This is a genomic window from Paracoccus sp. TOH (assembly GCF_030388245.1).
GTDB lineage: Bacteria > Pseudomonadota > Alphaproteobacteria > Rhodobacterales > Rhodobacteraceae > Paracoccus > Paracoccus simplex.
Window position 1 is genome coordinate 167,110 of the sequence record NZ_CP098360.1, and the last position, 25,448, is coordinate 192,557.

Genomic DNA, 25,448 nt, shown 5'->3' on the forward strand with positions numbered 1-25,448 from the left:
CGGCCCGTCGCCAGCCAAGCGACCCAAGGACCCAACGACGCTGCGGCGGCGGCGGCCCATGGCTGCCCCGGGACCGGGCGCATTATCAGGAAGCCAAGACAATGAATGCCAAGATCATCGACGGCAAGGCCTTTGCGGCGACGGTCCGGGACCGGGTGGCCGGGACCGTGGAACGGCTGAAGGCGGAAGCCGGCATCACCCCGGGACTGGCGGTCGTGCTGGTGGGCGAGGATCCCGCCAGCGAGGTCTATGTCCGCTCCAAGGGCAAGGCGACGCTGGAAGCCGGAATGAACTCCTATGAGCACAAGCTGGATGCGCACACACCAGAGCCGGAGCTGCTGGCGCTGATCGCCCGGCTGAACGCCGACCCGGCGGTGCATGGCATCCTGGTGCAGCTGCCGCTGCCGCCGCATCTGGACCCGGACGTGGTCATCAACGCCATCGACCCGGCAAAGGACGTGGACGGGTTCCACATCTCGAATGTCGGGCTGCTGGGGACCGGGCAGACAAGCATGGTGCCCTGCACGCCCTTGGGCTGCCTGCTGATGCTGCGCGAGCATCACGGCTCGCTCTCGGGCCTGAACGCGGTCATCGTCGGCCGCTCGAACATCGTCGGCAAGCCGATGGCGCAGCTTTTGCTGGGCGACAGCTGCACGGTGACCATCGCCCACAGCCGGACCCGGAACCTGGCCGAGATCTGCCGCAACGCCGACATCCTGGTCGCGGCGGTCGGCCGGCCCGAGATGATCCCCGGCGACTGGGTCAAACCGGGCGCGACGGTGATCGACGTCGGCATCAACCGCATCCCGCATCCCCGGGACGAGGGCAAGACCCGGCTGGTCGGCGACGTGGATTTCGACAGCGCCGCGGCGGTCGCAGGCGCCGTCACCCCGGTGCCGGGCGGCGTGGGGCCGATGACCATCGCCTGCCTGCTGGCCAATACCGTCACCGCCTGTTCGCGGGCGCATGGCCTGCCCGAACCGCAAGGGCTGACCTCCTGACGGGGGCGGCGAACTGGAACCGAAGGAAGAAGGAACCCGATATGAGCTTTCACGTCATCGAACAGGCCCCCGCGCGACTGAACCGAAGCGAGCTTGCCGTGCCCGGCAGCGCCCCGCAGATGTTCCAGAAGGCCGCCGAATCCGAGGCCGACGTCATCTTCCTGGATCTCGAGGACGCGGTCGCCCCGGATGAAAAGGCCGAGGCCCGCAAGAACATCATCAAGGCCCTGAACGAGATCGACTGGGGCAGCAAGACCATGTCGGTGCGCATCAACGGCCTGGATACGCATTACATGTATCGCGACGTCGTGGACGTGGTCGAACAGGCCGGCGAGCGGCTGGACCTGATCATGATCCCCAAGGTCGGCACCGCCGCCGATGTCTATGCCGTGGACATGCTGGTCACCCAGATCGAGGACGCCAAGGGCCTGAAGAAGCGCATCGGCTTCGAGCATATCATCGAGACGGCGCTGGGGATGCAAAATGTCAGCGCCATCGCCGCCGCCTCGAAACGCAATGAAAGCCTGCATTTCGGCGTCGCCGACTATGCCGCCTCGACCCGGGCGCGGACCACGATCATCGGCGGCGTGAATCCCGATTACGCCGTGCTGACCGATCCCGACGAGAATGGCGGCCGGCAGCGCCACTGGGGCGACATGTGGCATTATGCCCTCGCGAAGATGGTGGTCGCCGCACGGGCGAACGGCTTGCGGCCGATCGACGGGCCCTTCGGCGATTTCAGCGACAAGGACGGCTATCTGGCAGCCGCCTATCGCGCCGCGGTGCTGGGCTGCGAGGGGAAATGGGCCATCCATCCCAGCCAGATCGCGCTGGCCAATGCGGTGATGAGCCCCTCGGACGCCGAGGTGACCAAGGCGCAGCGCATCCTGACGGCGATGGCCGAGGCCGAGGCCGAGGGCAAGGGCGCGGTGTCGCTGGACGGCCGGCTGATCGACTATGCCTCGATCCGCCAGGCCGAGGTGCTGGTCGAAAAGGCCCGGCAGATCGCCGGCGCCGCATGATGTCCGTCGCGCTCAGATCCCGGGCCGAGACGCTGTTCCGGGCGGCCTGCGCCGCCGCCGACCCGGCGCAGGCCCTGCGCGCCGCGCTGCGGAAGCATCCGGTGCCGGACCTGGGCGCGGACGGCCGCTACATCCTTGTCGCGGTCGGCAAGGCCGCGACCGCGATGGCCGAGGCCATGCTGGACGCGCTGGGTCCGGTGCCGGTGCAGGCGCTGGTGGTGACCAATCGCGAAAACCGGCGCGACCTGCCCGGCGCAACGGTCATGACCGCCGGCCACCCGGTCCCGGATCGGGACGGCGCCGCGGCGGCCCAGGCGGTGATCGCCCTGCTGGGCGCGTCCGGTGCGCAGGACCGGGTGATCGCGCTGATCTCCGGCGGCGGTTCCGCCATGCTGCCGGCGCCGGTCGGAGACCTGACCCTGGCGGACGAGATCGCGGTCGGCCGGCTGCTGTTGGAGCGCGGCTTCGACATCCGCGCCGCCAACCTGATTCGCCAGCAGCTGTCGCGGCTGAAGGGCGGGGGCATGCTGCATTTCGCCGCCCCGGCGCCGGTGACGGCCTATATCCTGTCGGACGTGATCGGCGACGATCTGGCGGTGGTGGCCTCGGGGCCGACGGTGGCGCCGATCGGCAGCGTCGAGGAGGCCCGGTCGCTGATCGAGGCGCGGGGCCTGTGGCTGCTGCTGCCCGAGGAGGTCCGCGCGCATCTGGGCCGCGGCAAGGCGGCCGCTCCCGCGGCGGCCCCGGCCGAGGCGCGGAACCACCTGATCGGCTCGAACCGCAAGAGCCTTGAAGCGATTGCCGCGGCGGCGGCAGAGCTGAACCCGACGATCCTGTGCGACGCCCTGGTGGGCGAGGTGGCCGAAGCCGCGGCGCGCATCGTCGCGGCGGCGCAGGACGCGCCGGGCGACCGGCCGGCCTGCCTGATCTTCGGCGGCGAGACGGTGGTGAACGTCGTCGGAACCGGATCGGGCGGGCGCAACCAGGAACTGGCGCTGCGCGTGGCGCTGGCAATGCCGGCGCTTGGCCGGGACTGGGTGTTCCTCAGCGGCGGTACCGATGGCCGCGACGGCCCGACCGAAGCCGCCGGCGGCATCGTGGACGCCGGAACCGCGCAGCGCATCCGCGCCGCCGGCTGCGACGGCGCGGCGCTGCTGGCCAACAACGACAGCCACGCGGCGCTGAAGGCCGCGGGCGACCTGCTGGTCACCGGCGGAACCGGAACCAATGTCGCCGATGTGCAGATCCTGCTGCTCGGCGCCTGAACAAAAGGAGGAAACCGTGAACACCCCCCTGCCCCCGCCCCCGTCCACACCGGGTTCGGCACCGGGCGCGGCACCGGACCGCGGCACGGTCCACACCCAGGCAAACATTCTTTCCGAAAGGTTGACGCGATGAAGGACACGATCATTTTCCCGCCCCTCGAGATCCCCGAGACGCTGGCGGCGGGGCCGGGCCCGGGCAATACCGATGCGCGGGTGCTGCAACGCTTTTGCCAGTCGGGACTGGCCGACCATATGCAGGCCGACGTGCTGCGCGGCATGGCCGAATGCAAGATCATGCTGCGCGAGCTGTGGGGCACCTGCAACGTCCATACCTTCGGCGTCGCCGGCACCGGCTTTTCCGGGCTCGACTGCATGCTGAGCGCGATCCTGCCCGGCGACGGCGTGGTGGTCTTCACCAACGGCACCTTCTCGGGCATCGACGGGCTGTCGATCCGCATGAAGGCCTCGACCCGCGAGGAATTGCGGGCCGATCCGCTGAATCCCCAACCCGCCTCGGTCACCACCGTCGAGGTGCCGCATGGCCAATCCGTCTCGGCCGAGGTGATCGAGGCGGCGCTGGCCCGGCACAAGCCGAAATGGGCCTTCATGGCGCATTGGGAAACCGGCGCCGGCCGGGTCAACGACCTGCGCGGCTTCTCGGACGCCTGCGCGCGGCACGGCGCGCTGGGGCTGGTCGATGCGGTCTCGTCGCTGGGAATCGCGGATTTCTCGATCGACGACTATCCCGGCGTGGTCGGCTGGGCCTCCTGCCCGCAAAAGGGCGTGCTGTGCCTGCCGCTGACCTATGCGCCGGTCAGCTTCAGCGACCGCTATATCGCCGAGCTGCGCGAGAACGGCTGCCACAGCTATGTGCATCACCCGATCCTGGAAGCGCGGCATTGGGGCATCATCGGCGGCAAGGATGTCGAGAAGGGCGCCTATCACCGCACCCATTCCGGCTATGCGGTGGCGGCCTTCCATGAGGCGCTGCGCATCATCCTGCAAATGGGTCGCGCCGAACGCGCCCGGGACTATGCCTTCCACGAGAAGGTTCTGCGCGAGGCGGTCGAGGCGATGGGGTGCGAGGTCACCTCGGACATGACCTCGCTGGTGGTGCTGAACCTGCCCGGCACGCTGGCCGGGCGCGAGATGGAGCTGGTGCAGAACTGCCGCGCCAGGGGCTTCGGCATCTGGCCGACGCTGTCCGAGCCGGTGCAGGTCCGGATCGGCATCCTGAACCAGCTTTCCCAGCCCGCGATCACCGAGATCGTCACCCGCTTCGCCGATGCCATGGCCGATCTGGGCGCGAATATCGACATGGCCCGGGTCCGGGCGGTGCTGAGCGCCCATTACGACCACGCCGACGCCTAATCCAGGAAGGGATTGTCAGATGGATATTCACGAATACCAGGCCAAGGAAATCCTGGCGAGCTTCGGCGTCGCCATTCCGCCCGGCGCCCTGGCCTACAGCCCCGAACAGGCGGCCTATCGGGCCCGCGAACTGGGCGGCGACCGCTGGATCGTCAAGGCGCAGGTCCATGCCGGCGGCCGCGGCAAGGCCGGGGGCGTCAAGCTCTGCGACAGCGACCACGAGATCATGGAGGCGACCGAGGCCATGTTCGGCCAGAAGCTGGTCACGCATCAGACCGGGGCCGAAGGCAAGGGCATCTATCGCGTCTATGTCGAAGGCGCGGTGCCCATCGCGCGCGAGATCTATCTGGGCTTCGTCCTCGACCGCGGCTCGCAGCGGGTCATGATCGTCGCCTCGTCCGAGGGCGGCATGGATATCGAGGACATCTCGGCCCAGAAACCCGAGACCATCGTCCGCTCGGCCGTCGAGCCGGCGGTCGGGCTGCGCGAGTTCCAGGCCCGCGAGATCGCCTTCGCGCTCGGGATCCCCGCGCCGCTGGTCCAGCAGATGGTGCGCACGCTGATGGGTTGCTACCGCGCGTTCCGCGACCTCGACGCCACCATGGTCGAAATCAACCCGCTGGTGGTCACCGGCGACAGCCGCATCATGGCGCTGGACGCGAAGATGACCTTCGACGACAACGCGCTGTTCCGCCATCCGCAGGTCTCGGAACTGCGCGACAAGTCGCAAGAAGACCCGCGCGAATCCCGCGCCGCCGACCGGGGCCTGTCCTATGTCGGTCTGGACGGCAATATCGGCTGCATCGTCAACGGCGCCGGCCTGGCCATGGCGACGATGGACACCATCAAGCTGGCCGGGGGCGAGCCGGCGAATTTCCTCGACATCGGCGGCGGCGCCACACCCGAGCGGGTGGCCAAGGCGTTCCGGCTGGTCATGTCGGACAAGAATGTCCGCGCCGTGCTGGTCAACATCTTCGCCGGCATCAACCGCTGCGACTGGGTGGCCGAAGGCGTGGTCCAGGCCCTGACCGCCCACCCGGTCGAGGTGCCGGTCGTGGTGCGCCTGGCCGGCACCAATGTCGAGGAGGGCCGCAGGATCCTCGAACGATCCGGCCTGCCGGTCATCGCCGCCGGATCCCTGATGGACGCGGCGCAGAAGGCGGTCAGCGCGCTGGCGGACAAGACACCCATTCTGGAAAAGGCGGAGGCGATCTGATGAGCATCTATCTGGACAATGAAAGCCGCGTGATCGTGCAGGGCATCACCGGGCGCCTGGCCCGGTTCCACACCAGGGAGATGATCGACTACGGCACCAATGTCGTGGGCGGCGTCGTGCCCGGCAAGGGCGGCGAGACCTGCGAGGGCGTGCCGGTCTTCGACACCGTCAAGGAAGCGGTGGCGGCGACCGGCGCCAATGCCAGCCTGGTGATCGTGCCGCCGCCCTTCGCCGCGGATTCGATCATGGAGGCGGCCGATGCCGGCATCGGCTATTGCGTCTGCGTGACCGACGGCATCCCGGCCCAGGACATGATCCGGGTCAAGCGCTACATGTATCGCTATCCCAGGGACCGCCGCATGGTGCTGACCGGGCCGAACTGCGCCGGCACCATCAGCCCCGGCAAGGCGCTGCTGGGGATCATGCCCGGCCATATCTACCTGCCGGGCAATGTCGGCATCGTCGGCCGCTCGGGCACGCTGGGTTACGAGGCGGCGCAGCAGCTGAAGGATCTGGGCATCGGCGTCTCGACCTCGGTCGGCATCGGCGGCGACCCGATCAACGGCTCGTCCTTCAAGGACATCCTGATGGCCTTCGAGCAGGACGACCAGACCGATCTGGTCTGCCTGATCGGCGAGATCGGCGGCCCGCAAGAGGCGGATGCCGCCGGCTATATCCGCGACCACATGAAGAAGCCGGTGGTCGCCTATATCGCCGGCCTGACCGCGCCCAAGGGCCGCACCATGGGTCATGCCGGCGCGATCATCTCGGCCTTCGGCGAAAGCGCCAGCGAGAAGGTCGAGATCCTGACCGCCGCCGGCGTCACCGTCGCCGAGCATCCCTCGATGATCGGCGAGACCATCGCCCGGTCGATGAAACAATTTGCCTGAGAGGTCGAGATGGCACAGCCCAAGGTACTTCTGACCCGGCGGTGGCCCGAGGCGATCGAAGCGCGGCTCGGTGAGGTCTTCGACCTCACCGTCAGCCGGGACGATCTGCCGCTGGACGCCGAGCAATTGAAAGCTGCGCTCCGCGATTACGACGCGGTGCTTCCCACGGTGACCGACCGGCTGTCGGCCCCGATCTTCGATCTGACGAATCCGCGCACGAAGATCCTTGGCAATTTCGGCGTCGGCTTCAGCCATATCGACCTGACCGCCGCCAGCGCCTGCGGGATCGCCGTGACCAACACGCCCGACGTGCTGAGCGAATGCACCGCCGACCTTGCCATGACCCTGCTGCTGATGGTCGCGCGCCGCGCCGGCGAGGGCGAGCGCGAATTGCGCAACGGGAAATGGACCGGCTGGCGCCCGACCCACATGATCGGCAAGAAGGTCTCGGGCGCGACGCTGGGCATCGTCGGCTTCGGCCGCATCGGGCAGGCCATGGCCCGGCGCGCGCATTTCGGCTTCGGCATGAAGATCGTGGTGCAGAACATCCCCGCCGTCGCGCCCGAGATCCTGGCCGAGTTCGGGGCCGAACAGGTCGACAGCATCGACGAATTGCTGCCGCGCTGCGATTTCGTGTCGCTGCATTGCCCGGGCGGGACCGAGAACCACCACCTGATCGACGCCCGCCGGCTGGGGCTGATGAAGCCGGACGGCTGCCTGATCAACACCGCCCGCGGCGAGGTGATCGACCAGCAGGCGCTGGCGCAGGCGCTGTGGTTCGGCACCATCGGCGGTGCCGGGCTGGACGTGTTCGAGGGCGAGCCGGACATCCCCTATGCGCTGCTGGGCGCCGACAGCCTCGTCATGCTGCCGCATCTCGGCTCTGCCACGCGCGAGACGCGCGACGCCATGGGCCTCCGGGTGATGGAGAACCTGGTGGCCTTCTTCGAGGGCCGCGAACCGCGCGACCGTGTGAACTGATGGCGCGCGCGCGGGAGTTTCAGCCCGGACCGGATGGCGGTGCCGATGCCTATGCCGAGACGCTGAGGCACATGCTGCGCCAGCATTGGCGCGACGTGCTTCTGCGCCGGGCGCCGCAGGTGGCCGCCAGCCTCGATTCCGGCGCGCCGGTCGCGATCCCCCGCGACAATGCGGCGGTGCCCTATCTGCAGGCGCTGAACATCTGGTTCCAGCTGCTGCGCATCGCCGACGAGAACGCGGCCATGCGCGAGCGGCGGCGGGCCGAGACCGAGTTGGGTCCGGCGACCGTGCCCGGCAGCTTCGCCAAGGCGCAGGCCGAGCTGGGCGACGCGGTCCGGCCCGGCGCCGGGGACGGCATCTGCGTGGGACCGACCCTGACCGCGCATCCGACCGAGGCCAAGCGCGTCACCGTGCTGGAGATCCATCGCCGCATCTATCGCAGCCTCGTGGCGCTGGAGACGCAACGCTGGACGCCCCGGGAACGGGCGCAGCTGACCGACGACCTGCGCAGCGAGATCGACCTGCTCTGGATGACCGGCGAGCTGCGGCTGGAACGCCCGCGGCTGTCGGACGAGATCGAATGGGGGCTGCAATTCTTTCGCGACAGCATCTACGACGCGGTGCCGCTGCTCTATGACCGCTACCTGGCCGCCGGTTTCGACCCCGGCACCCTGCCCGAGATCCGCTTTCACAGCTGGATCGGCGGCGACCGGGACGGCAATCCGAACGTGACGACCCAGGCGACCCGCGACGCGCTGGCGCGCGGCCGGCAGGCGATCCTGGACCGCTATCTGGACGGGCTGCGCGAGGCCGGGGCCCGCATCAGCATCAGTTCCTCCATCGTGGCCGTCCCGGGGGCCGAGGGCATCGCGCTGGACGCGCTGATCGCCGAACAGCCCGACTGCCGCAGCCGCAACCCAGGCGAGATCTTCCGCCAGGCGCTGACGGTCATCGGCAACCAGATCCGGGCGCTGCGCGACCAGACCGGCGGCTACCGCTTCGTGGGCGACTTCATCGCCGACCTGAAGGTGGTCGAGGACGGGTTGCAGGCGATCGGCGCCGCGCATCTGGCGCATCGCCATGTCCGCCCGATCCGCTGGCAGGCGCAGACCTTCGGCTTTCGCACCGCGACGCTGGACATCCGCCAGAACTCGACGGTGACGACCGGGGTGCTGGCCGAGATCTGGGCCGGCGACGACGGCCCCGCGCCGCCCTACGGCTCGGATGCCTGGTCCGAGCGGCTGCGCGCCGATCTGTCCAGCCCGGTCCTGCCAGAGGTCGATCCCGCCCGGCTGGGCGATGCCGGTCAGGAGTTGCTGGCGCTGCTGCGGCTGATGCGCGACATGCGCGAGGGTGCGGACCCCGACGCGCTTGGCCCCTTCATCCTGTCGATGACGCGCTCGACCGACGACCTGCTGGGGGTTTATCTGCTGGCCCGCCATGCCGGCTTCGGCGCCGAGACCTTGGACCTGCGCGTGGTGCCGCTGTTCGAGACCATCGCCGACCTTCGGGCCGCGCCGGCGATCCTGTCCGAACTGCTGCAGGTGCCGCTGGCCCGCCGCAGCCTGAAGGCGCGGGGCGGCAACCGGCTCGAGGTGATGCTGGGCTATTCCGACAGCAACAAAGACGGCGGCTTCGTCAGCTCGACCTGGGAACTGGAGCGGGCGCAGCGCAGCATCTCGCGCGCGCTGGCCGCCTATGCGATGCGGCCGGTCTTCTTCCACGGCCGCGGCGGCTCGGTCAGCCGCGGCGGCGCGCCGACCGAACGCGCCATCGCGGCGCAGCCGCCCGGCACGGTGTCCGGCCGGATGCGGATCACCGAACAGGGCGAGGTGGTATCGTCGAAATACGCCAATCGCGGCACGGCGCTGAACACGCTCGAGGGGCTGACATCGGCGGTGCTGCTGCACAGCGCCGCAGCGGCGCGGACCACCGCCACGCCCGAATTCGACGATGCGCTCGAGGGGCTGGCGGGAATGTCGCAGACCGCCTATGCCACCCTGCTGGGCCAGCCCGGCTTCGTGAGCTATTTCCAGCAGGCAAGCCCGGTCGAGGAGCTGGCGATGCTGAAGATCGGCTCGCGCCCGGCCCGCCGCTTCGGGGCGAAGTCGCTCAATGACCTGCGGGCGATCCCCTGGGTCTTTGCCTGGTCGCAGAACCGCCACCTGATCACCGGCTGGTACGGCTTCGGCACCGCCATCGACAGCTTTCGCAAGGTGCGCGAGGCCGCGGGCGATGACCTGCTGCGGCGGATGCTGCGCGGCTCGGCGCTGTTCCAGCTGATCGTGGACGAGGTCGAGAAATCGCTGTTCCAGGCGGATATGCAGATTGCCGCCCTTTACGCCTCGCTGGTCGAGGATGCCGGGGTGCGCGACGCGATCCTGGGGGCGGTGCAGGCCGAATACCGCCGCAGCGAACAGGCCCTACTCTGGCTGACCGGCGAGGCGCTGCTGGCCGAGCGCTTCCCCTTGATGCGCGAACGCTTCGAGCGGGTCCGCGCCCCGATGGGCGACATCCATGCGCTGCAGGTCGACCTGCTGCGCGAACTGCGCGGCCGCACGACGGGCAAGCTGTCGGTGCCGCTGCTTCAGACCATGAACTGCATAGCCACCGGCCTGGGCTGGACCGGCTGAACCAAGGAACGGGGAGAGGACGATGAACCACCAACCGATCAACACCACCATGGCCACCAAGCCGCTGGCCGACAGCGATCCCTATATCTGTCGCGCCATCCGCATGGAGCTGGGCCGCCAGCGCGACGAGATCGAGCTGATCGCCTCGGAGAACATCGTCTCGCCTGCGGTGCTCGAGGTGCAGGGCTCGGTCCTGACCAACAAATATGCCGAGGGCTATCCGGGCAGGCGTTACTATGGCGGCTGCGAGCATGTCGACATCGTCGAGGATCTGGCGATCCAGCGGGCGAAATGGCTGTTCGGTTGCGAATATGCCAATGTGCAGCCCAATTCCGGCAGCCAGGCCAATCAGGGCGTGTTCACCGCCCTGATGAAGCCCGGCGATACCTTCCTGGGCATGAATCTGGCCTCGGGCGGTCACCTGACCCATGGCGCGGCGCCCAACCAGTCCGGCAAATGGTTCAATGCGGTGCAATATGGCGTGCGCCAGCAGGATTGCCTGATCGACTTCGACGAGGTGGCGGAACTGGCCCGGCAGCATCGGCCGAAGCTGATCGTCGCCGGCGGCTCGGCCATCCCGCGGGTCATCGACTTTCGGCGGTTCCGCCAGATCGCCGACAGCGTCGGGGCCTATCTGATGGTCGACATGGCCCATATCGCCGGACTGGTCGCGGGCGGCGCGCATCCCTCGCCCTTCCCCCATGCCGATGTGGTCACCACCACCACCCACAAGACCCTGCGCGGCCCGCGCGGCGGCATGATCCTGACCAATGACGCCGAGATCGCCAAGAAGGTCAATTCGGCGATCTTCCCCGGCATCCAGGGCGGGCCGCTGATGCATGTCATCGCCGGCAAGGCCGTGGCCTTCGGCGAGGCGCTGCAGCCCGAGTTCAAATCCTATGCCGTGGCGGTGGTGAAGAACGCGCAGGTGCTGGCCGAGGGCCTGATCGAGGGCGGGCTGGACATCGTCACCGGCGGCACCGACACCCATGTGATGCTGGTCGACCTGCGGCCGAAAAAGGTGACCGGCAACGAGACCGAGAAGGCGCTCGGCCGGGCGAACATCACCTGCAACAAGAACGGCATCCCCTTCGATCCGGAAAAGCCCACGGTGACCTCGGGCATCCGGCTGGGCAGCCCGGCCGCCACCACGCGCGGCTTCGGCGAGCCGGAGTTCCGCCAGGTCGCCCGCTGGATCATCGAGGTGGTGGACGGGCTGGCCGAGAACGGCCCCGAGGGCAATGCGGCGGTCGAAGCCCGGGTCAAGGCCGATGTCCAGGCGCTGTGCGCGCGCTTCCCGCTTTATCCCGAACTCTGAAAGACATTCGCCGGCCTCCCCGGAGGCCGGTGAGTTTTGGCGCATGAGGATTACGGAAAGGATCGCCTGGTGAAGATCGGCGGATTGAGAGAGCGTTTTGATGGGGAGGCCCGGGTTTCTGTGACGCCGTCCTCTGCGGCGCATCTGCGCAAGCTGGGGCACTCGGTGTTCGTGGAAGCCGGCGCGGGGGTTCGTGCGGGGTTTTCCGATGCGGCCTATGAGGCGGCCGGGGTGACGGTTCTGCCGGACGCCGCGGCGCTGATCGGCGCGGTCGAGGTGGTGACCAAGGTGCGGCCGCCCGAGCCGGCGGAGCTGCGGCAGATGCGGCGCGGCCAGACGCTCATCAGCCATTTCTGGCCGGCGCAGAACGCCGAGCTGCTGGAACTGGCGCGCGAACAGGGCGTCACCGCCATCGCCATGGACATGGTGCCGCGGATCTCGCGCGCGCAGAAGATGGATGCGCTCAGCTCGATGGCCAATATCGCCGGCTACCGGGCGGTGATCGAGGCGGCGAACAATTTCGGCCGCTTCTTCACCGGCCAGGTCACCGCGGCGGGCAAGGTGCCGCCGGCCAAGGTGCTGGTGGTCGGCGCCGGCGTCGCCGGGCTGGCGGCCATCGGCGCCGCGGTCAGCCTGGGCGCGCAGGTCTATGCCTTCGACGTGCGCCCGGAAGTGGCCGAGCAGATCGAATCCATGGGCGCCGAATTCGTCTATCTGGACTTCCAGGACCAGGTGCAGGACGGCGCCGCCACCGGCGGCTATGCCGCGCCCTCCTCGCCCGAGTTCCGCGAAAAGCAGCTCGAGAAGTTCCGCGAACTGGCGCCGCAGATGGACATCGTCATCACCACGGCGCTGATCCCCGGCCGCGACGCGCCGAAGCTGTGGACCGCCGACATGGTCGCGGCGATGAAGACCGGCTCGGTCATCGTCGATCTGGCGGCCGAGCGCGGCGGCAATTGCGACCTGACCGTCCCGGACGAGCGCATCGTCACCGAAAACGGCGTGGTGATCGTCGGCTATACCGATTTCCCGTCGAGGATGGGCGCGCAAGCCTCGGAACTTTATGGAAACAACATCCGCCACATGCTGGCCGACCTGACGCCGGGCAAGGACGGCGTCATCGTGCAGAACATGGAGGACGACGTGATCCGCGGCGCCACCGTCGCCTTTGACGGCGACGTGACCTGGCCGCCGCCGCCGCCCAAGGTCGCGGCCATCGCCGCCCAGAAGCCGCGCGAGAAGCCGAAGGAGCTGACCCCCGAGGAGCGGCGCGAGAAGGAGGCGGCCGCGTTCCGCGCCCAGACCCGGTCGCAGGTGACGCTGCTTGGCGCGGGCGCGGCGCTGATGCTGCTGGTCGGGCTGTTCGCCCCGGCATCGTTCCTGTCGCATTTCATCGTCTTCGTGCTGGCGGTCTTCGTCGGCTTCCAGGTGATCTGGAACGTCAGCCATTCGCTGCACACGCCCTTGATGGCGATCACCAACGCCATCTCCTCGATCATCATCGTCGGCGCGCTCTTGCAGATCGGCTCGGGCGGCTGGCTGGTGGTGGCTCTGGCGGCGCTGTCGGTGCTGATGGCGGGCGTCAACATCTTCGGCGGCTTCCTGGTCACGCGCCGGATGCTCGCCATGTTCCAGAAGTCGTAAGGGGAGAGGGCGCATGGAATACGGATTCACCACCGCCGCCTATGTGGTCGCGGCCGTGCTGTTCATCCTGTCCCTGGGCGGGCTCTCGGGTCAGGAAAGCGCCAAGCGCGCGGTCTGGTACGGCATCGCGGCCATGGCGCTGGCCGTGGTCGCGACGCTGATCGGGCCGGGCTACGGCAATTGGGGGCTGACGCTGATCATGCTGGCCATCGGCGGCGCCGTGGGCTGGGTCGTGGCCAAGCGGGTGCAGATGACCGAGATGCCGCAGCTGGTCGCGGCCATGCACAGCCTGGTCGGCCTGGCCGCGGTGCTGATCGGCTTCAACGCCCAGTTCGAGCTCTCGCGGGTGCTGCGCGCCCGCGCCGCCGACGCGGCGGCCGAGTTCCACGGCTTCGCCGCGGTGCTGGCGCACAAGACCCCGGCCGAGATCGCCATGCTCAAGGTCGAGGTGGCGCTGGGGATCTTCATCGGCGCGGTGACCTTCACCGGCTCGATCGTGGCCTTCGGCAAGCTGGCCGGCAGGATCGACGGCAAGCCCCGCAAGCTGCCCGGCGGGCACGCGCTGAATGCCGGCGCGGCGGCTCTGTCGCTGCTGGCGGTCGTCCTTTACTGCACCACCGGGGCGCCGGTGCTGTGGCTGGTGCTGATCACGCTGCTGGCCTTCTTCATCGGCTATCACCTGATCATGGGCATCGGCGGCGCCGACATGCCGGTGGTGGTGTCGATGCTGAACAGCTATTCCGGCTGGGCGGCGGCGGCGATCGGCTTCACGCTGGGCAACGACCTGCTGATCGTGGTGGGCGCGCTGGTCGGCTCCTCGGGTGCGATCCTGAGCTACATCATGTGCAAGGCGATGAACCGCAACTTCGTCAGCGTGATCCTGGGCGGCTTCGGCGGCGAGACCGGCCCGGCGATGGAGATCGAGGGCGAGCAGGTGGCGATCGACGCCGACGGCGTGGCGGCGGCCTTGAACGAGGCCGACGAGATCATCATCGTGCCGGGCTATGGCATGGCGGTGGCGCAGGCGCAGCAATCGGTGTCGGAGCTGACCCGCAAGCTGCGCGCCCAGGGCAAGAGCGTGCGCTTCGCCATCCACCCGGTGGCGGGGCGGCTGCCCGGGCACATGAACGTGCTTCTGGCCGAGGCCAAGGTGCCCTATGACATCGTGCTGGAGATGGACGAGATCAACGAGGATTTCCCGAATACCGACGTGGTGATCGTGATCGGCTCGAACGACATCGTGAACCCGGCGGCGCAGGAGGACCCGAACAGCCCCATCGCCGGCATGCCGGTGCTGGAGGTCTGGAAGGCGAAACAGGTGTTCGTCAGCAAGCGCGGCCAGGGCACCGGCTATTCCGGCATCGAGAACCCGCTGTTCTACAAGGAGAACACCCGCATGTTCTATGGCGACGCCAAAAAGTCCCTCGACCAGCTCCTGCCCATGATCGAGTGAACCCAGCACGGCAAAAAAACAGCAAAGCGGGCCGGAAGGCCGGTGACTTCACGGTCGCGCCCGCGACTCCTGCTCGTTTCGGCGGACATCTTGCTGTATCACGGAAGCAATCGTCCGCAGGGAACGACGGAACGGGAGGTTGCATTGGAAAGCCAGGCGACGGCGCCCGCCGCCGACAGATCCGACCCGCTGATGCGCCAGGCAAGCGTGCTGGTCGTCGACGACGAACCGGGGATGCGCAATTTCCTGGTCAAGACGCTGCAACCCCATTGCCGCAGCGTGCTGGAGGCGGCGGATGTCGAGAGCGCCAGCGCCCTGCTGAAACAGCAGCGTTTCGACATCGTGCTGCTGGACAACCGGATGCCCGGACTGCGCGGCATCGACTGGCTGGCGCAGCAGCGCAAGCAGGGCTGGCGGTTCGAGGCGATCATGATCACCGCCTTTCCCGACCTGGATACCGCCATCGAGGCGATGCGGGCCGGCGCGGCGGATTTCCTGTTCAAGCCCTGCCGTGCCAACCAGGTGCTGAACGCGGTGCGGCGCAGCATGGAACTGGCCTCGTTGCGGCGCGAGAACCTGCTGTTGCGCCATGAGCTGGACCGGGCGCGGCTGAGCCAGCGCAGCCAGCTTCTGGGCAACTCGCCCGCCATCGAGGCGGTGCGCGAAAGGCTGCGCCGCGTGGCCGGGCTGCCGACGCCAGTGCTGATCTCGGGCGGCTCGGGCACCGGCAAGGAAGAGGCGGCGCGTTTCCTGCATTCGCTCTCGGGCCGCGCCGACCGGCCTTTCGTCGCGATCAATTGCGCGACCATCCCCGCCGACATGCTGGAGATGGAGCTGTTCGGCCATGCTTCGCACGGCACGGACCAGGGGCGGTCGGGTCTGTTCGTGTCGGCCGAAGGCGGCACCGTCTTCTTCGACGAGATCGCCGAACTGCCGAGGCCGGCGCAGGCGGCGCTGCTGCGGGTGCTCGACAAGCAGACCATCCGCCCCGTCGGCTCGGAACGCGAGATCGCGCTGGACCTGCGCTTCGTCTTCGCCACCGGCAAGGCCCTTGCCGCCGAGGTCGAGGCCGGCCGGTTCCGCGAGGATCTGTTCTTCCGGGTCAACGTCCTGCAGATCGAGATGCCGCCGCTGAGGCTGCGCGGCACCGACACCATCGACCTGGCCGGGTTCTTCATGGCCGGGCTTGCCGCGGAACTGGGGCTGGAGCCGCTGCAGATCGATTCGCGGGTGCGCGCGGCGCTGCTGCGCCACGCCTGGCCGGGCAATATCCGCGAGCTTCGCAACTTCATCGAGCGGTCGCTGATCTTCGGCCGCTTCCCGCTGGAGACGCTGGCGCCGGCCACGCCCCAGGACATCGAGCCGCTGGATGCGGTGCAGCGCCGGCACATCCTGCAGGCGCTGGAACTGGCCGGCGGCAACCGCTCGCGCGCCGCAGACTGGCTTGGCGTATCCCGCAAGACCATCGAACGGAAATGTGCAAGCTGGGGGTTGTGAACGGCGCCCGCGGCGCGATCACCCAGCCGGCAGCCAGATGCGGAAGCGGCTGCCGGTCGGGTCGCTGTCCACCGTGATGCTGCCACCCTGGCGCTCGATCAGCCGGCGGCAGATCGACAGCCCCAGCCCGGTGCCGCCCTTGCGGCCGCGGCTGGTGATGAAAGGCTCGAAGATCTGTCCCAGGATCGCCGGCGGGATGCCGGTGCCGGTGTCGGAAAGCTCCAGCGACACGCCGGGCGCGCCGTCGCAAGGCTCGTCGCGGCTGGCGATGCGGATCTCGCCGCCCTCGGGCATGGCGTGGATGGCGTTGGCGATCAGGTTCACCAGCACCTGCTGCAGGGCGACGCGGCCGATCCGCACCATCTGCGTCGAGCGCAGGTCGTGGCGCATGGTGACGGCGCCGCGCGCCAGCATGTGCCGGACCAGCGGCTCGCATTCCGCGACCGCCTGCACCGGATCGGTTGCGGGATCGACATCCCCGGGCTCGTCCGTCCGGGCGAAATCCAGCAACCGCGTCACGATCTGCGAGATGCGGTGGATCTGTTCGTCGATCAGCCGCAGCTCGGTCTCGGCCGGCAGGGCGGCCGGGCCCAGGATCTCGCGCAGAACGTCCAGATTGCCCTGGATCACCGCCAGCGGGTTGTTGATCTCATGCGCGATCCCGGCCGAGATCTCGCCCAGGGCGGCCAGCTTTTCCGATTGCACCAGCTGATGCGTGGCCGCCTCGAGTTCGCGCACCGCCTGGCGCAGGGCGGCGGTGCGTTCCTCGACCCGCAGGTTCAGCGCGTCGTTCCAGGCGCAAAGCTGACGGTCGCGGTCCTGCAACTGCGCCAGCAGCGTGTCCAGCAGCATGGCGAGCCCGGCGATCTCGTCCGCGCCGCGGGTGACGCCGGTGCGGGCGGACAGGTCGCCGCCGCGCAGCCGGGCGAAGGTCTCGGCGATCTTCTCGAGCGGGCGGAAGATGCTGCCCGCCCAGCGCAGGAACACCGGCACCGTGACCAGCGCCACCAGCAGGAACGCGGCCAGGACCAGCAGCACCGCGCGGCGCTTGGCCTCGGCGAAGGGGCGGTCGAGGATGCCGACATAGATCATGCCGATGCGCCGGTTCGCGCTGTCCTCGACCGGCGCATAGGCCGAGATGTAGCGGTCCTGCAGCACCTGCGCGCGAGCCAGCCAGATCTGGCCCTGACCGAGCACCCGGTCGCGCACGATGGCCGAGGCGCGCGTGCCTAGCGCCCGCGCGCCGCCGGCCACCGTCACATTGGTCGAGATGCGCATGTCGCCCAGAAACAGCGAGACCGTGGCATGGGCGCCGGGCGGCAGGGTGTCGGGCCGATAGATCAGCTCGTTGATGCGGTCGATGATGGAAAGGTTGCGGTTCAGCAGGATGCCGCCCACCATGATTGCCGGCGCGCCGGTATCGGGATGGCTGGCCGAAACGACCGATTGGGCGACCATGCCGCGGGTTTCCGTCTGCCGCGGCGGCGGCTGGGCAGCGGCAGAGACCAGGGCGATCTCGGCCCGGGCGGCAAGGCCGGGCGAGATGGCACGAAGCTCGGCCTGGTCGAAGACCTCGAGGACGTTGCGCGCGCCCCGCACCGGGGCCGAAGCCGGCACATGCATCGGACGCGCCCCCCGCGGGCTGGCCGCGACCAGCCCGCCGGCCGGGGTGGCGAGATAGAGATAATCCAGCCCCAGCCGCACCCGGTAAAGGTCCAGCAACCCCGGCAGGTCGGCGCTATGGGCAAATTCCTCGGAGCGCGCCAGCATCTCGATCCGTTCGCCGGCGGTTCCGAGGATGTTTTGCAGATATTGCTGGGCGACGGTCAGGTCGCTGTTGACCTTGGCGATCAGCAGCCGGTCGAACCTGAGCGACCATTGATGCATGGTGATGCCCAGGAAAACCGGCAGGATCACCAGGACCGGCAAAAGCGCGATGGCGAGCAGGCGATAGCGGACCGAATGACGCAAGGGGCGGGCCGCCTCAGCCATTCCAGTCCGCCAGCCGCCGGTCGATGGTCTTGCGCGAGATGCCCAGCCGCGCCGCGGCCGCCTCGCGGTCGCCGTCCAGTGCCGCCAGCGTGCCCAGAATCGCCCGCCGTTCGATCTCGGCCAGGGTCTGGCCGTCGCGGCGGCCAAGCTGGGCGGTCAGCGGCGGGAAGCGGCCCAGGATCAGCGCACGCTCGACCACGTTGCGCAGTTCGCGCACATTGCCGGGCCAGTCATAGGTGGCCAGGTTCGCCCGCACCTCGGCGCCGATCGGCACGGGCCGCGTGCCGAACTGCCGGGACAGGATGTCCATGAACAGATGGGCCAGATCGAACAGATCCGGGCCGCGCTCGACCAGCGTCGGCATGGCGATGTGCAGCACGTTGATGCGATAGAGCAGGTCGGCCCGCAGCCGCCCCTCGGCCACCGCCTTGTCGAGATCGGCATTGGCGGCAAAGATCAGCCGCACATCCACCGAGATCTCGCGTTCGGACCCCAACGGCCGGATGCGGCGATCCTCGATGGCGCGCAGAAGTTTGGCCTGAAGCCCGACTGAAAGCTCGGCGATCTCGTCCAGGAACAGCGTGCCGCCGCGCGCTGACATGAACAGGCCCTCGCGGTTCTGCTCGGCGCCGGGAAAGGCGCCGCGGATATGGCCGAACAATTCGGTCTCCAGCATGTCCTGCGGGATGGCGGCGCAATTGACCGGCACGAAAGCGCGGCCGGCGCGGTCCGACAGGGCATGGATCATCCGCGCCGCCACCTCCTTGCCGGTGCCCGACGCCCCGGTGATCAGCACCGACGAGGGCGTGGCGGCGACCCGGGCGATCACCTGCCGCACGGCCTCGATGGCCGGAGAACTGCCGATCAGCTCGCTGCGCAGCCGGTCCTGGTCGACGCTGTTGCGCAGCTCCTGGCGCAGCACCAGGTTTTCCCGCCGCAACCTCTCGCCCTCCAGGCAGCGGCCGATGCCGTTCAGCAACTGGTTGGTGCGAAACGGCTTCAGCAGGAAGTCCGAGGCCCCGGCCTGCAGGGCCTGGATGGCGGTTTCCATGTCGGCATAGGCGGTCATCAGGATGGCGGGCGGAAAGAAGCCCAGCCGCCGCTGGTCGGAAAGCCAGTCGACGCCGCGCTGGCCCTCCATCAGATTGTCCAGGATGACCAGGTCGAAATCGGTCTCGGCCATCAGGGCGCTGGCTTCGGCAGCATTGGCGGCCAGGTGCACGGCACGGCATTTCGGGGCCAGGATGCGCTCGAGGAAATTCCGCATGCCCGGCTCGTCCTCGACCACCAGGATCGTGGTCTGGGCCAGCGCCTCGCCGAACGCGCCTTGCGGTCCGGGCCTTGGATCGCTCCCTGCCTGCATCGCCCCCTCCCCTTCGGCAAGCACAGTCGCATTGCCCCGCCGGGCTTGGCAAGCGCCCGGCTCTCTTGCCGGATGGGCGCAGCCGGGGCAAAGGTCAACCGACAGCCTGACTGTCGCGGCGGACAGACTGTCCGTTGAACGCGATCCGCTGTTGTGACGCGATCGGGCGCGAGCCGCCCCGCCCCGATGGCGGCCCTGCCTGGCGCGCGGCCGCCCGGACAGGTTGTCCATTCAGATCGGACATATTGTCCATTGAAATCAATGTATTGATCTGGCCTGATCCCCGGCCATGACGCATCCGCGACTGCGACCGCACGCCGGAAGAGGAGCCGGCGGCATCGCACCTCAGGTCGCATGCCCAGGGAGGAAAACAGACACATGACGGATCTTCAGGAAAGCTGGACAGGAGACGGCGCTTCCGCCGGCCTGCTGTCCCGAGAGCGCACCATCGCCAAACCCGGCTTCAACCGCTGGCTGGTCCCACCGGCGGCATTGGCCGTGCATCTGTGCATCGGCATGGCCTATGGCTTCTCGGTGTTCTGGCTGCCGCTGTCGCGCGCCATCGGCGTCACCGAGCCGGTGGTCTGCGAGGGGATGGGCCTCGCCACGGCGCTGTTCACCACCAGTTGCGACTGGCGGGTGGCCGATCTGGGCTGGATCTACACGCTGTTCTTCGTGCTGCTGGGCTCCTCGGCCGCGATCTGGGGCGGCTGGCTCGAGACGGCCGGGCCGCGCAAGGCCGGCGTGGTGGCGGCCTGCTGCTGGTGCGGCGGCATGGTGCTGGCCGGCCTGGGGGTGATGACGCATCAGCTTTGGCTGATGTGGATTGGCTCGGGCTTCATCGGCGGCATCGGGCTGGGGCTTGGCTACATCTCGCCGGTTTCGACGCTGATCAAGTGGTTTCCCGACCGGCGCGGGCTGGCGACCGGCATGGCCATCATGGGCTTCGGCGGCGGGGCGATGATCGGCGCCCCCTTGGCCGATCGGCTGATGAACCATTTCCAGACCCCGACCGATATCGGCGTCTGGCAGACCTTCCTGACGCTGGCGGCGGTGTATTTCGTCTTCATGCTGGCCGGCGCCTTCGGCTATCGCGTGCCGCCGAACGGCTGGAAACCCACCGGCTTCCAGCCCAAGGTCTCGGCCAAGCAGGCGGCGATGATCACCCATCACCACGTGCATCTGCGGGATGCCCACAAGACCCGGCAGTTCTGGCTGATCTGGCTGGTGCTGTGCCTGAACGTCTCGGCCGGGATCGGGGTGATCGGCATGGCCTCGCCGATGCTGCAGGAGATCTTCGCCGGCCGGTTGCTGGGCCTGCCCGAGCTGGGCTTCACCGACCTGGATGCCGGGCAGAAGGCCGCCATCGCCGCCATCGCCGCCGGGTTCGCCGGCCTTCTGTCGCTGTTCAACATCGGCGGCCGGATCTGCTGGGCCTCGGCCTCGGACAAATTCGGGCGCAAGAACACCTATTTCATCTTCTTCATCCTGGGCATTGCGCTTTACATCCTGGCGCCCAGCGTGGCGCATTCCGGCAACCAGGTGCTGTTCGTGGCGATGGTCTGCATCATCATCTCGATGTATGGCGGCGGGTTCTCGACGGTGCCGGCCTATCTGGCGGATGTGTTCGGCACGCAGTTCGTCGGCGCCATCCATGGCCGGCTGCTGACCGCCTGGGCGACGGCCGGGATCGTCGGCCCGGTGGTGGTGAACTATCTGCGCGAGGCGCAGATCGCCGCCGGCGTGCCGCGCGCCCAGGTCTATGACTACACGATGTACACGCTTGCCGGGTTCCTGGCGCTGGGGCTGCTCTGCAATGCGCTGGTTCGGCCGCTGGACGAGAAATGGTTCATGAAGCCCGAGGAAGTCGCCGCCTTGCAGGCCGGCGGCAAGGGTGCCGCGCCGGTCGAGGAGGGTTCCTTCGGCATCGGCCGCGGCCGCTTCGACCTGCCGGCGCTGCTGGCCTGGGCCGCGGTGGGCATCCCGCTGGCCTGGGGCGTGTGGATGACCGCCCGCAAGACCGTCGCGCTGTTCGGCTAAGACATCGCCGCCCCTTCCCCAGTCGGGGGGAGGGGCTTTGCCATGGCTGGTGCCGCGCGACCGTCCGATGGCCCGGCCGGGCAGCTACCCTACCGCCCTGCGATAAAGATGCCATGTCGCGTGGCCGAGGATGGGCAGCACGACGATCAGCCCGGCAAACAGCGGGATCATCCCCAGAACCAGCGAGACGACGACGATCAGCCCCCAAAGCGCCGTCGTCCCCGGATTGCGGCGGGCAACGGCAAGCGAGGTCGCCAGCGCCACCGGCACGCCTACCGGCCGGTCGATCAGCATCGGAAATGACACCAGGCTGATGCAAAGCACCACGGCGGCGAACAGGAAGCCGACACCGAACCCGGCCAGCATCATCGTCCAGCCCAGACTGGTGGTCACGGCGTCCCGCAGAAAGACCAGCAGACTGTCATAGGGCTGCGGCCCCAGGGTGGCGGCCCAGATCGCATGTGCGGCCATGAGCCAGAATGCGAAGATCACCGCAAGCAGGGCGCCCAGCGCCAGCACCGGCCCCAGCACCCGGCCGGTCAGCGTGGCCAGAACCGCGCTCCAGTCCGTCACCTCGCCGCGTTCGCGCCGGCGGCTCATCTCGTAAAGGCCGATGGCCGCGACCGGCCCGACCAGCGGAAAGCCCGCCGCCAGCGGAAAGAGCAGGTGCACCTGCCCGGCGTTGAACGCCCAGGCGGCAAGGACGAAGCCGATCACCGGATAGAGTGCCACCGCGGTGATGACGTCGGTGCGCAGCGCCGCGAAGTCCTCGACGCCCTTGCGCAACGCGGCGCGGATATCGCGCGCGCCGATCTGCCTGACCTCGGGCACGGTCTTCTCATGGCTGCCGATCCCGTCCACCGCCGCGCCGGCGCTGCGGCCCATGCCGGCCAGCCGCTGTGCGCTCCAGCTCAGCGGGTTTCCAATCGTTTCTCGGTGCATGGCTGCATCCTCCCTTCCTGGAGGGCCCGAAACCAGGGCGAGGCGTCAGCCGGAGAAACCCGGCCCCCGCCCGCGAACAAGCCGGGCCGAACCGTCCTCGGTTGGCAGTCTAGCAGATTCAGCGTGCGGTTGCACGCTGGAATCGCGAGAGGTCCAAGGCCTTTGCCCCGGGGACCGGCACCACCGCCAGGCGGGCGCGGACTGTCGCGGCAGGGGTTTTGCCGTCAGTCCGCCGTGCCGTTGCCGGCTGAAGCGCCCTGGTCAGTTCGGGGACGGCCTCGAACAGCGCGGCGACAAGGCCGAGATCTGCCGCTTGAAAGATCGGCGCTCCCTCGTCCTGGTCGATCGCGACGATGACCTTGCCGGGAATCAGACCTTGGTCCGTTCCGATTTCGGATCGTAGAAGGGACTCAGTGAGGCCTTCGCCGAGATCCGGCGCCCTGCAATCTCGATCTGGTAATCGGATGCCAGCAGGTCCTGCGCGCTCTCGCCCATGCAAGGGACATAGCCCATGCCCAGAGCCGCGCCCAGATGGTGGCCATAGCCGCCCGAACTGAGATAGCCGACAATGCGCCCGTCGCGCAGGATCGGCTCGGCGTGATAAAGCAGCGGCTCCGGATCGGTGAGCATGAACTGGACCAGCCGCTTCTGCAGGCCCGCCTCGCGCTTGCGCAGCACGGCGTCGCGCCCAATGTAATCCGCATCTGTCTTTTTCAGCGCAAAACCCAGCCCCGCCTCAAGGATATGATCCTCGGCCGAGATGTCGTGCCCGAAATGGCGGAAACCCTTTTCCAAGCGGCAACTGTCCATCATATGCAGCCCGCAGAGCTTGGCGCCCAGATCGCGGCCCGCGTCGCGCAACACCTCGAAGACATGGGCGGCCATATCCGAGGAGACATAGATTTCCCAGCCAAGCTCTCCGACATAGGTGACGCGATGGACGCGGGCGATGGCCATGCCGATCTCGATATCCTGCCAGGTGCCGAAGGGATTCGCGGTATTCGAGAAATCGTTCGGCGACACACGCTGCAGCAGGGCGCGCGCGTTCGGCCCCATGACGCAGATCACGGCCTCGGCCGCGGTGATGTCGGTCAGGACGACCCGCCGCTCGCCGATATGGCGCCGCATCCAGGCCTGGTCCGCCAATCGGGTCGCGGCCGGCGTCACCACCAGGAAGGCGGTTTCAGACAGGCGGCTGATGGTCACATCGGCCTCGATCCCTGCGGATGCGTTCAGAAACTGGCTATAGACGATCTTGCCCACCGGCACCGACAGATCGCTGCCCGAGATATGGTTCAGGAAGCGTTCGGCATCAGGGCCCTCGACCCGGATCTTGCCAAAGGACGACATGTCATAGATTCCGACATTCTCGCGGATCGCCTTGTGTTCGCGGCCGGCATTGTCGAACCAGTTCTGGCGCTTCCACGAATATTCGTACTCGGCCGGCTGCCCCGGATCGGCGAACCAGTTCGGGCGCTCCCACCCGGCCAGCTCGCCCATGACCGCGCCTTCGGCCTTCAGCGCTTCGTGCAACGGGGAACGCCTGATGCCCCGTGCCGTCGCCTTTTGGCGATAGGGGAAATGATCGGCGTAAAGCAGTCCGAGAGTTTCCTTGGAGCGCTCGAACAGATAGGTCTTGTTGCCCTGGAAGGGCTGCATCCGCGCGATATCGACATCGCCCAGATCAAAGGGCTTTTCGCCCGTCTCCATCCATGAGGCCAGCGCCATGCCCGCCCCCCCCGCAGACTGGATGCCGATGGAATTGAAACCCGCCGCGACCCAGACATTGTCCATCTCGGGCGCAAGGCCAAGGTGATAGGCGTCGTCAGGCGTGAAGCTCTCGGGCCCGTTGAAGAAGGTATGGATGCCGGTTTCCGCAAGGATCGGCAGGCGGTTGACGGCCATTTCCAGAATCGGCTCGAAATGGTCGAAATCCTCGGGCAGCTGGTCGAACTCGAAATCCTCGGGAATGCCTTTCATCGCCCAGGGCTTGGCCACGGGCTCGAACGCACCGAGCAGGATCTTGCCCGCGTCTTCCTTGTAATAGGCGCATTCCTCGGGGACGCGCAGGGTCGGCAATTGCTGCAGGCCGGGAACGGCGTCGGTGACGATGTAGAAATGCTCGCAGGCATGCAGCGGCACGTTGACGCCCATCTGGCGTCCGACCTCATGCCCCCACATGCCCGAGCAGTTCACCACATGCTCGCAGGCGATGGTGCCCTCGGCGCCCTCGGCCTGCCAGCGGACACCGGTGATGCGCCGTCCGTCGCGAACGAAGCCGGTGACCTTGGTGCGTTCGATGATCTGCGCGCCGCGCTGCCTTGCCCCCTTCGCCATGGCCAGTGCGATATTGGCCGGATCGCCCTGCCCGTCCTTGGCCAGATAGACCGCCGTTTTAACCCCGTCGACATTCACATGCGGATAGCGGGCAAGCAGTTCCGTCGGGCTGATTTCTTCGACCTCGACGCCGAAGGCCCGTGCCATGGAGGCTTGCCGCAGGATCTCCTCCCGACGCTCGTCAGACAGCGCCAAGGTGATCGAGCCGTTGCGCCGAAAGCCCGTCGCGACGCCGGTTTCGGCCTCGAGGTTTCCATAGAGTTCCTGGCTGTATTTCGCCAGCCGCGTCATGTTCTGCGAGGCGCGAAGCTGGGCGATCAGCCCCGCCGCATGCCATGTCGTCCCCGAGGTCAACTGCTTGCGTTCCAGCAGCACCACGTCGGTCCATCCCAGCTTTGTCAGGTGATAGGCCACCGAGCACCCGATCACCCCGCCGCCGACGATGACGACCCGGGCCTTTTGAGCAGGCAGATTCATGTATTT

General features: G+C 68.2%; 17 protein-coding genes and 1 pseudogene. 13 read left to right on the plus strand and 5 right to left on the minus strand.

Annotation, left to right across the window (positions count from 1 at the left end):
- Positions 1-101: 101 nt before the first annotated feature.
- From folD to NBE95_RS00840, 12 genes are all read left to right on the plus strand, one after another.
- Positions 102-1,001 (plus strand): bifunctional methylenetetrahydrofolate dehydrogenase/methenyltetrahydrofolate cyclohydrolase FolD, encoded by a 900-nt coding sequence (gene folD, locus NBE95_RS00785; protein ID WP_289894019.1) that lies wholly within the window; start codon positions 102-104, stop codon positions 999-1,001.
- Positions 1,002-1,042: 41 nt separating this feature from the next.
- Positions 1,043-2,023, plus strand: a complete 981-nt coding sequence (locus tag NBE95_RS00790) for a CoA ester lyase (protein WP_289894020.1) — start codon at positions 1,043-1,045, stop codon at positions 2,021-2,023.
- Positions 2,023-3,288, plus strand: a complete 1,266-nt coding sequence (locus tag NBE95_RS00795) for a DUF4147 domain-containing protein (protein WP_289894021.1) — start codon at positions 2,023-2,025, stop codon at positions 3,286-3,288. Before NBE95_RS00790 ends, NBE95_RS00795 begins: the two co-directional genes overlap by 1 nt.
- Before the next feature lie 129 nt (positions 3,289-3,417).
- The gene (locus NBE95_RS00800) at positions 3,418-4,659 is read left to right on the plus strand and encodes an aminotransferase (RefSeq protein WP_289894022.1); all 1,242 of its coding nucleotides are present in this window, start codon (positions 3,418-3,420) and stop codon (positions 4,657-4,659) included.
- 19 nt (positions 4,660-4,678) lie between these two features.
- Positions 4,679-5,875 carry a malate--CoA ligase subunit beta gene (locus tag NBE95_RS00805; RefSeq protein WP_289894023.1) on the plus strand — a complete coding sequence of 399 codons (1,197 nt, stop codon included), beginning with the start codon at positions 4,679-4,681 and terminating at the stop codon, positions 5,873-5,875.
- The gene (gene sucD / locus NBE95_RS00810) at positions 5,875-6,765 is read left to right on the plus strand and encodes a succinate--CoA ligase subunit alpha (RefSeq protein WP_289894024.1); all 891 of its coding nucleotides are present in this window, start codon (positions 5,875-5,877) and stop codon (positions 6,763-6,765) included. Before NBE95_RS00805 ends, sucD begins: the two co-directional genes overlap by 1 nt.
- Before the next feature lie 9 nt (positions 6,766-6,774).
- The gene (locus tag NBE95_RS00815; protein ID WP_289894025.1) at positions 6,775-7,746 is read left to right on the plus strand and encodes a D-glycerate dehydrogenase; all 972 of its coding nucleotides are present in this window, start codon (positions 6,775-6,777) and stop codon (positions 7,744-7,746) included.
- Positions 7,746-10,379, plus strand: coding sequence for a phosphoenolpyruvate carboxylase (locus NBE95_RS00820; protein ID WP_289894026.1), 2,634 nt, complete (start codon positions 7,746-7,748; stop codon positions 10,377-10,379). The genes NBE95_RS00815 and NBE95_RS00820 overlap by 1 nt, the downstream gene beginning before the upstream one ends.
- Positions 10,380-10,401: 22 nt before the next feature.
- Positions 10,402-11,697, plus strand: coding sequence for a serine hydroxymethyltransferase (glyA, locus tag NBE95_RS00825; RefSeq protein ID WP_289894027.1), 1,296 nt, complete (start codon positions 10,402-10,404; stop codon positions 11,695-11,697).
- A 69-nt stretch (positions 11,698-11,766) separates the two neighbouring features.
- Positions 11,767-13,341, plus strand: a complete 1,575-nt coding sequence (locus NBE95_RS00830; protein WP_289894028.1) for a Re/Si-specific NAD(P)(+) transhydrogenase subunit alpha — start codon at positions 11,767-11,769, stop codon at positions 13,339-13,341.
- Between the two features lie 13 nt (positions 13,342-13,354).
- Positions 13,355-14,794 carry an NAD(P)(+) transhydrogenase (Re/Si-specific) subunit beta gene (locus tag NBE95_RS00835; RefSeq protein ID WP_289894029.1) on the plus strand — a complete coding sequence of 480 codons (1,440 nt, stop codon included), beginning with the start codon at positions 13,355-13,357 and terminating at the stop codon, positions 14,792-14,794.
- A gap of 192 nt (positions 14,795-14,986) precedes the next feature.
- Positions 14,987-16,291, plus strand: coding sequence for a sigma-54 dependent transcriptional regulator (locus tag NBE95_RS00840; RefSeq protein WP_289894030.1), 1,305 nt, complete (start codon positions 14,987-14,989; stop codon positions 16,289-16,291).
- A gap of 18 nt (positions 16,292-16,309) precedes the next feature.
- Here NBE95_RS00840 and NBE95_RS00845 read toward each other — a convergent pair whose 3' ends face one another.
- Positions 16,310-18,283, minus strand: coding sequence for an ATP-binding protein (locus tag NBE95_RS00845; RefSeq protein WP_289894031.1), 1,974 nt, complete (start codon positions 18,281-18,283; stop codon positions 16,310-16,312).
- Positions 18,276-19,646, minus strand: a complete 1,371-nt coding sequence (locus NBE95_RS00850) for a sigma-54 dependent transcriptional regulator (protein WP_289894032.1) — start codon at positions 19,644-19,646, stop codon at positions 18,276-18,278. The genes NBE95_RS00845 and NBE95_RS00850 overlap by 8 nt, the downstream gene beginning before the upstream one ends.
- A 378-nt stretch (positions 19,647-20,024) precedes the next feature.
- On the opposite strand from NBE95_RS00850, the gene NBE95_RS00855 reads away from it, so the two are divergent.
- Positions 20,025-21,686, plus strand: a complete 1,662-nt coding sequence (locus NBE95_RS00855; protein ID WP_289894033.1) for an OFA family MFS transporter — start codon at positions 20,025-20,027, stop codon at positions 21,684-21,686.
- 84 nt (positions 21,687-21,770) lie between these two features.
- Here NBE95_RS00855 and NBE95_RS00860 read toward each other — a convergent pair whose 3' ends face one another.
- From NBE95_RS00860 to NBE95_RS00870, 3 genes and pseudogenes are all read right to left on the minus strand, one after another.
- Positions 21,771-22,628, minus strand: coding sequence for a DUF2189 domain-containing protein (locus tag NBE95_RS00860; protein WP_289894034.1), 858 nt, complete (start codon positions 22,626-22,628; stop codon positions 21,771-21,773).
- Between the two features lie 259 nt (positions 22,629-22,887).
- A pseudogene (locus NBE95_RS00865) lies at positions 22,888-22,989 on the minus strand (electron transfer flavoprotein subunit alpha/FixB family protein); the annotation flags it as partial.
- A gap of 8 nt (positions 22,990-22,997) precedes the next feature.
- Positions 22,998-25,442, minus strand: coding sequence for an FAD-dependent oxidoreductase (locus tag NBE95_RS00870; protein ID WP_289894035.1), 2,445 nt, complete (start codon positions 25,440-25,442; stop codon positions 22,998-23,000).
- Positions 25,443-25,448 lie beyond the last annotated feature (6 nt).

Excerpts from the sequence above, each read along its gene's own strand:
- NBE95_RS00805 (WP_289894023.1), top strand. The coding sequence starts at position 4,679 with ATGGATATTCACGAATACCAGGCCAAGGAAATCCTGGCGAGCTTCGGC.
- NBE95_RS00870 (WP_289894035.1), bottom strand. The coding sequence starts at position 25,442 with ATGAATCTGCCTGCTCAAAAGGCCCGGGTCGTCATCGTCGGCGGCGGG.
- sucD (WP_289894024.1), top strand. The coding sequence starts at position 5,875 with ATGAGCATCTATCTGGACAATGAAAGCCGCGTGATCGTGCAGGGCATC.
- NBE95_RS00850 (WP_289894032.1), bottom strand. The coding sequence starts at position 19,646 with ATGCAGGCAGGGAGCGATCCAAGGCCCGGACCGCAAGGCGCGTTCGGC.
- NBE95_RS00835 (WP_289894029.1), top strand. The coding sequence starts at position 13,355 with ATGGAATACGGATTCACCACCGCCGCCTATGTGGTCGCGGCCGTGCTG.
- glyA (WP_289894027.1), top strand. The coding sequence starts at position 10,402 with ATGAACCACCAACCGATCAACACCACCATGGCCACCAAGCCGCTGGCC.
- NBE95_RS00860 (WP_289894034.1), bottom strand. The coding sequence starts at position 22,628 with ATGCACCGAGAAACGATTGGAAACCCGCTGAGCTGGAGCGCACAGCGG.
- NBE95_RS00790 (WP_289894020.1), top strand. The coding sequence starts at position 1,043 with ATGAGCTTTCACGTCATCGAACAGGCCCCCGCGCGACTGAACCGAAGC.
- NBE95_RS00820 (WP_289894026.1), top strand. The coding sequence starts at position 7,746 with ATGGCGCGCGCGCGGGAGTTTCAGCCCGGACCGGATGGCGGTGCCGAT.
- NBE95_RS00840 (WP_289894030.1), top strand. The coding sequence starts at position 14,987 with ATGCGCCAGGCAAGCGTGCTGGTCGTCGACGACGAACCGGGGATGCGC.
- NBE95_RS00815 (WP_289894025.1), top strand. The coding sequence starts at position 6,775 with ATGGCACAGCCCAAGGTACTTCTGACCCGGCGGTGGCCCGAGGCGATC.
- NBE95_RS00800 (WP_289894022.1), top strand. The coding sequence starts at position 3,418 with ATGAAGGACACGATCATTTTCCCGCCCCTCGAGATCCCCGAGACGCTG.
- folD (WP_289894019.1), top strand. The coding sequence starts at position 102 with ATGAATGCCAAGATCATCGACGGCAAGGCCTTTGCGGCGACGGTCCGG.
- NBE95_RS00855 (WP_289894033.1), top strand. The coding sequence starts at position 20,025 with ATGACGGATCTTCAGGAAAGCTGGACAGGAGACGGCGCTTCCGCCGGC.
- NBE95_RS00845 (WP_289894031.1), bottom strand. The coding sequence starts at position 18,283 with ATGGCTGAGGCGGCCCGCCCCTTGCGTCATTCGGTCCGCTATCGCCTG.
- NBE95_RS00795 (WP_289894021.1), top strand. The coding sequence starts at position 2,023 with ATGTCCGTCGCGCTCAGATCCCGGGCCGAGACGCTGTTCCGGGCGGCC.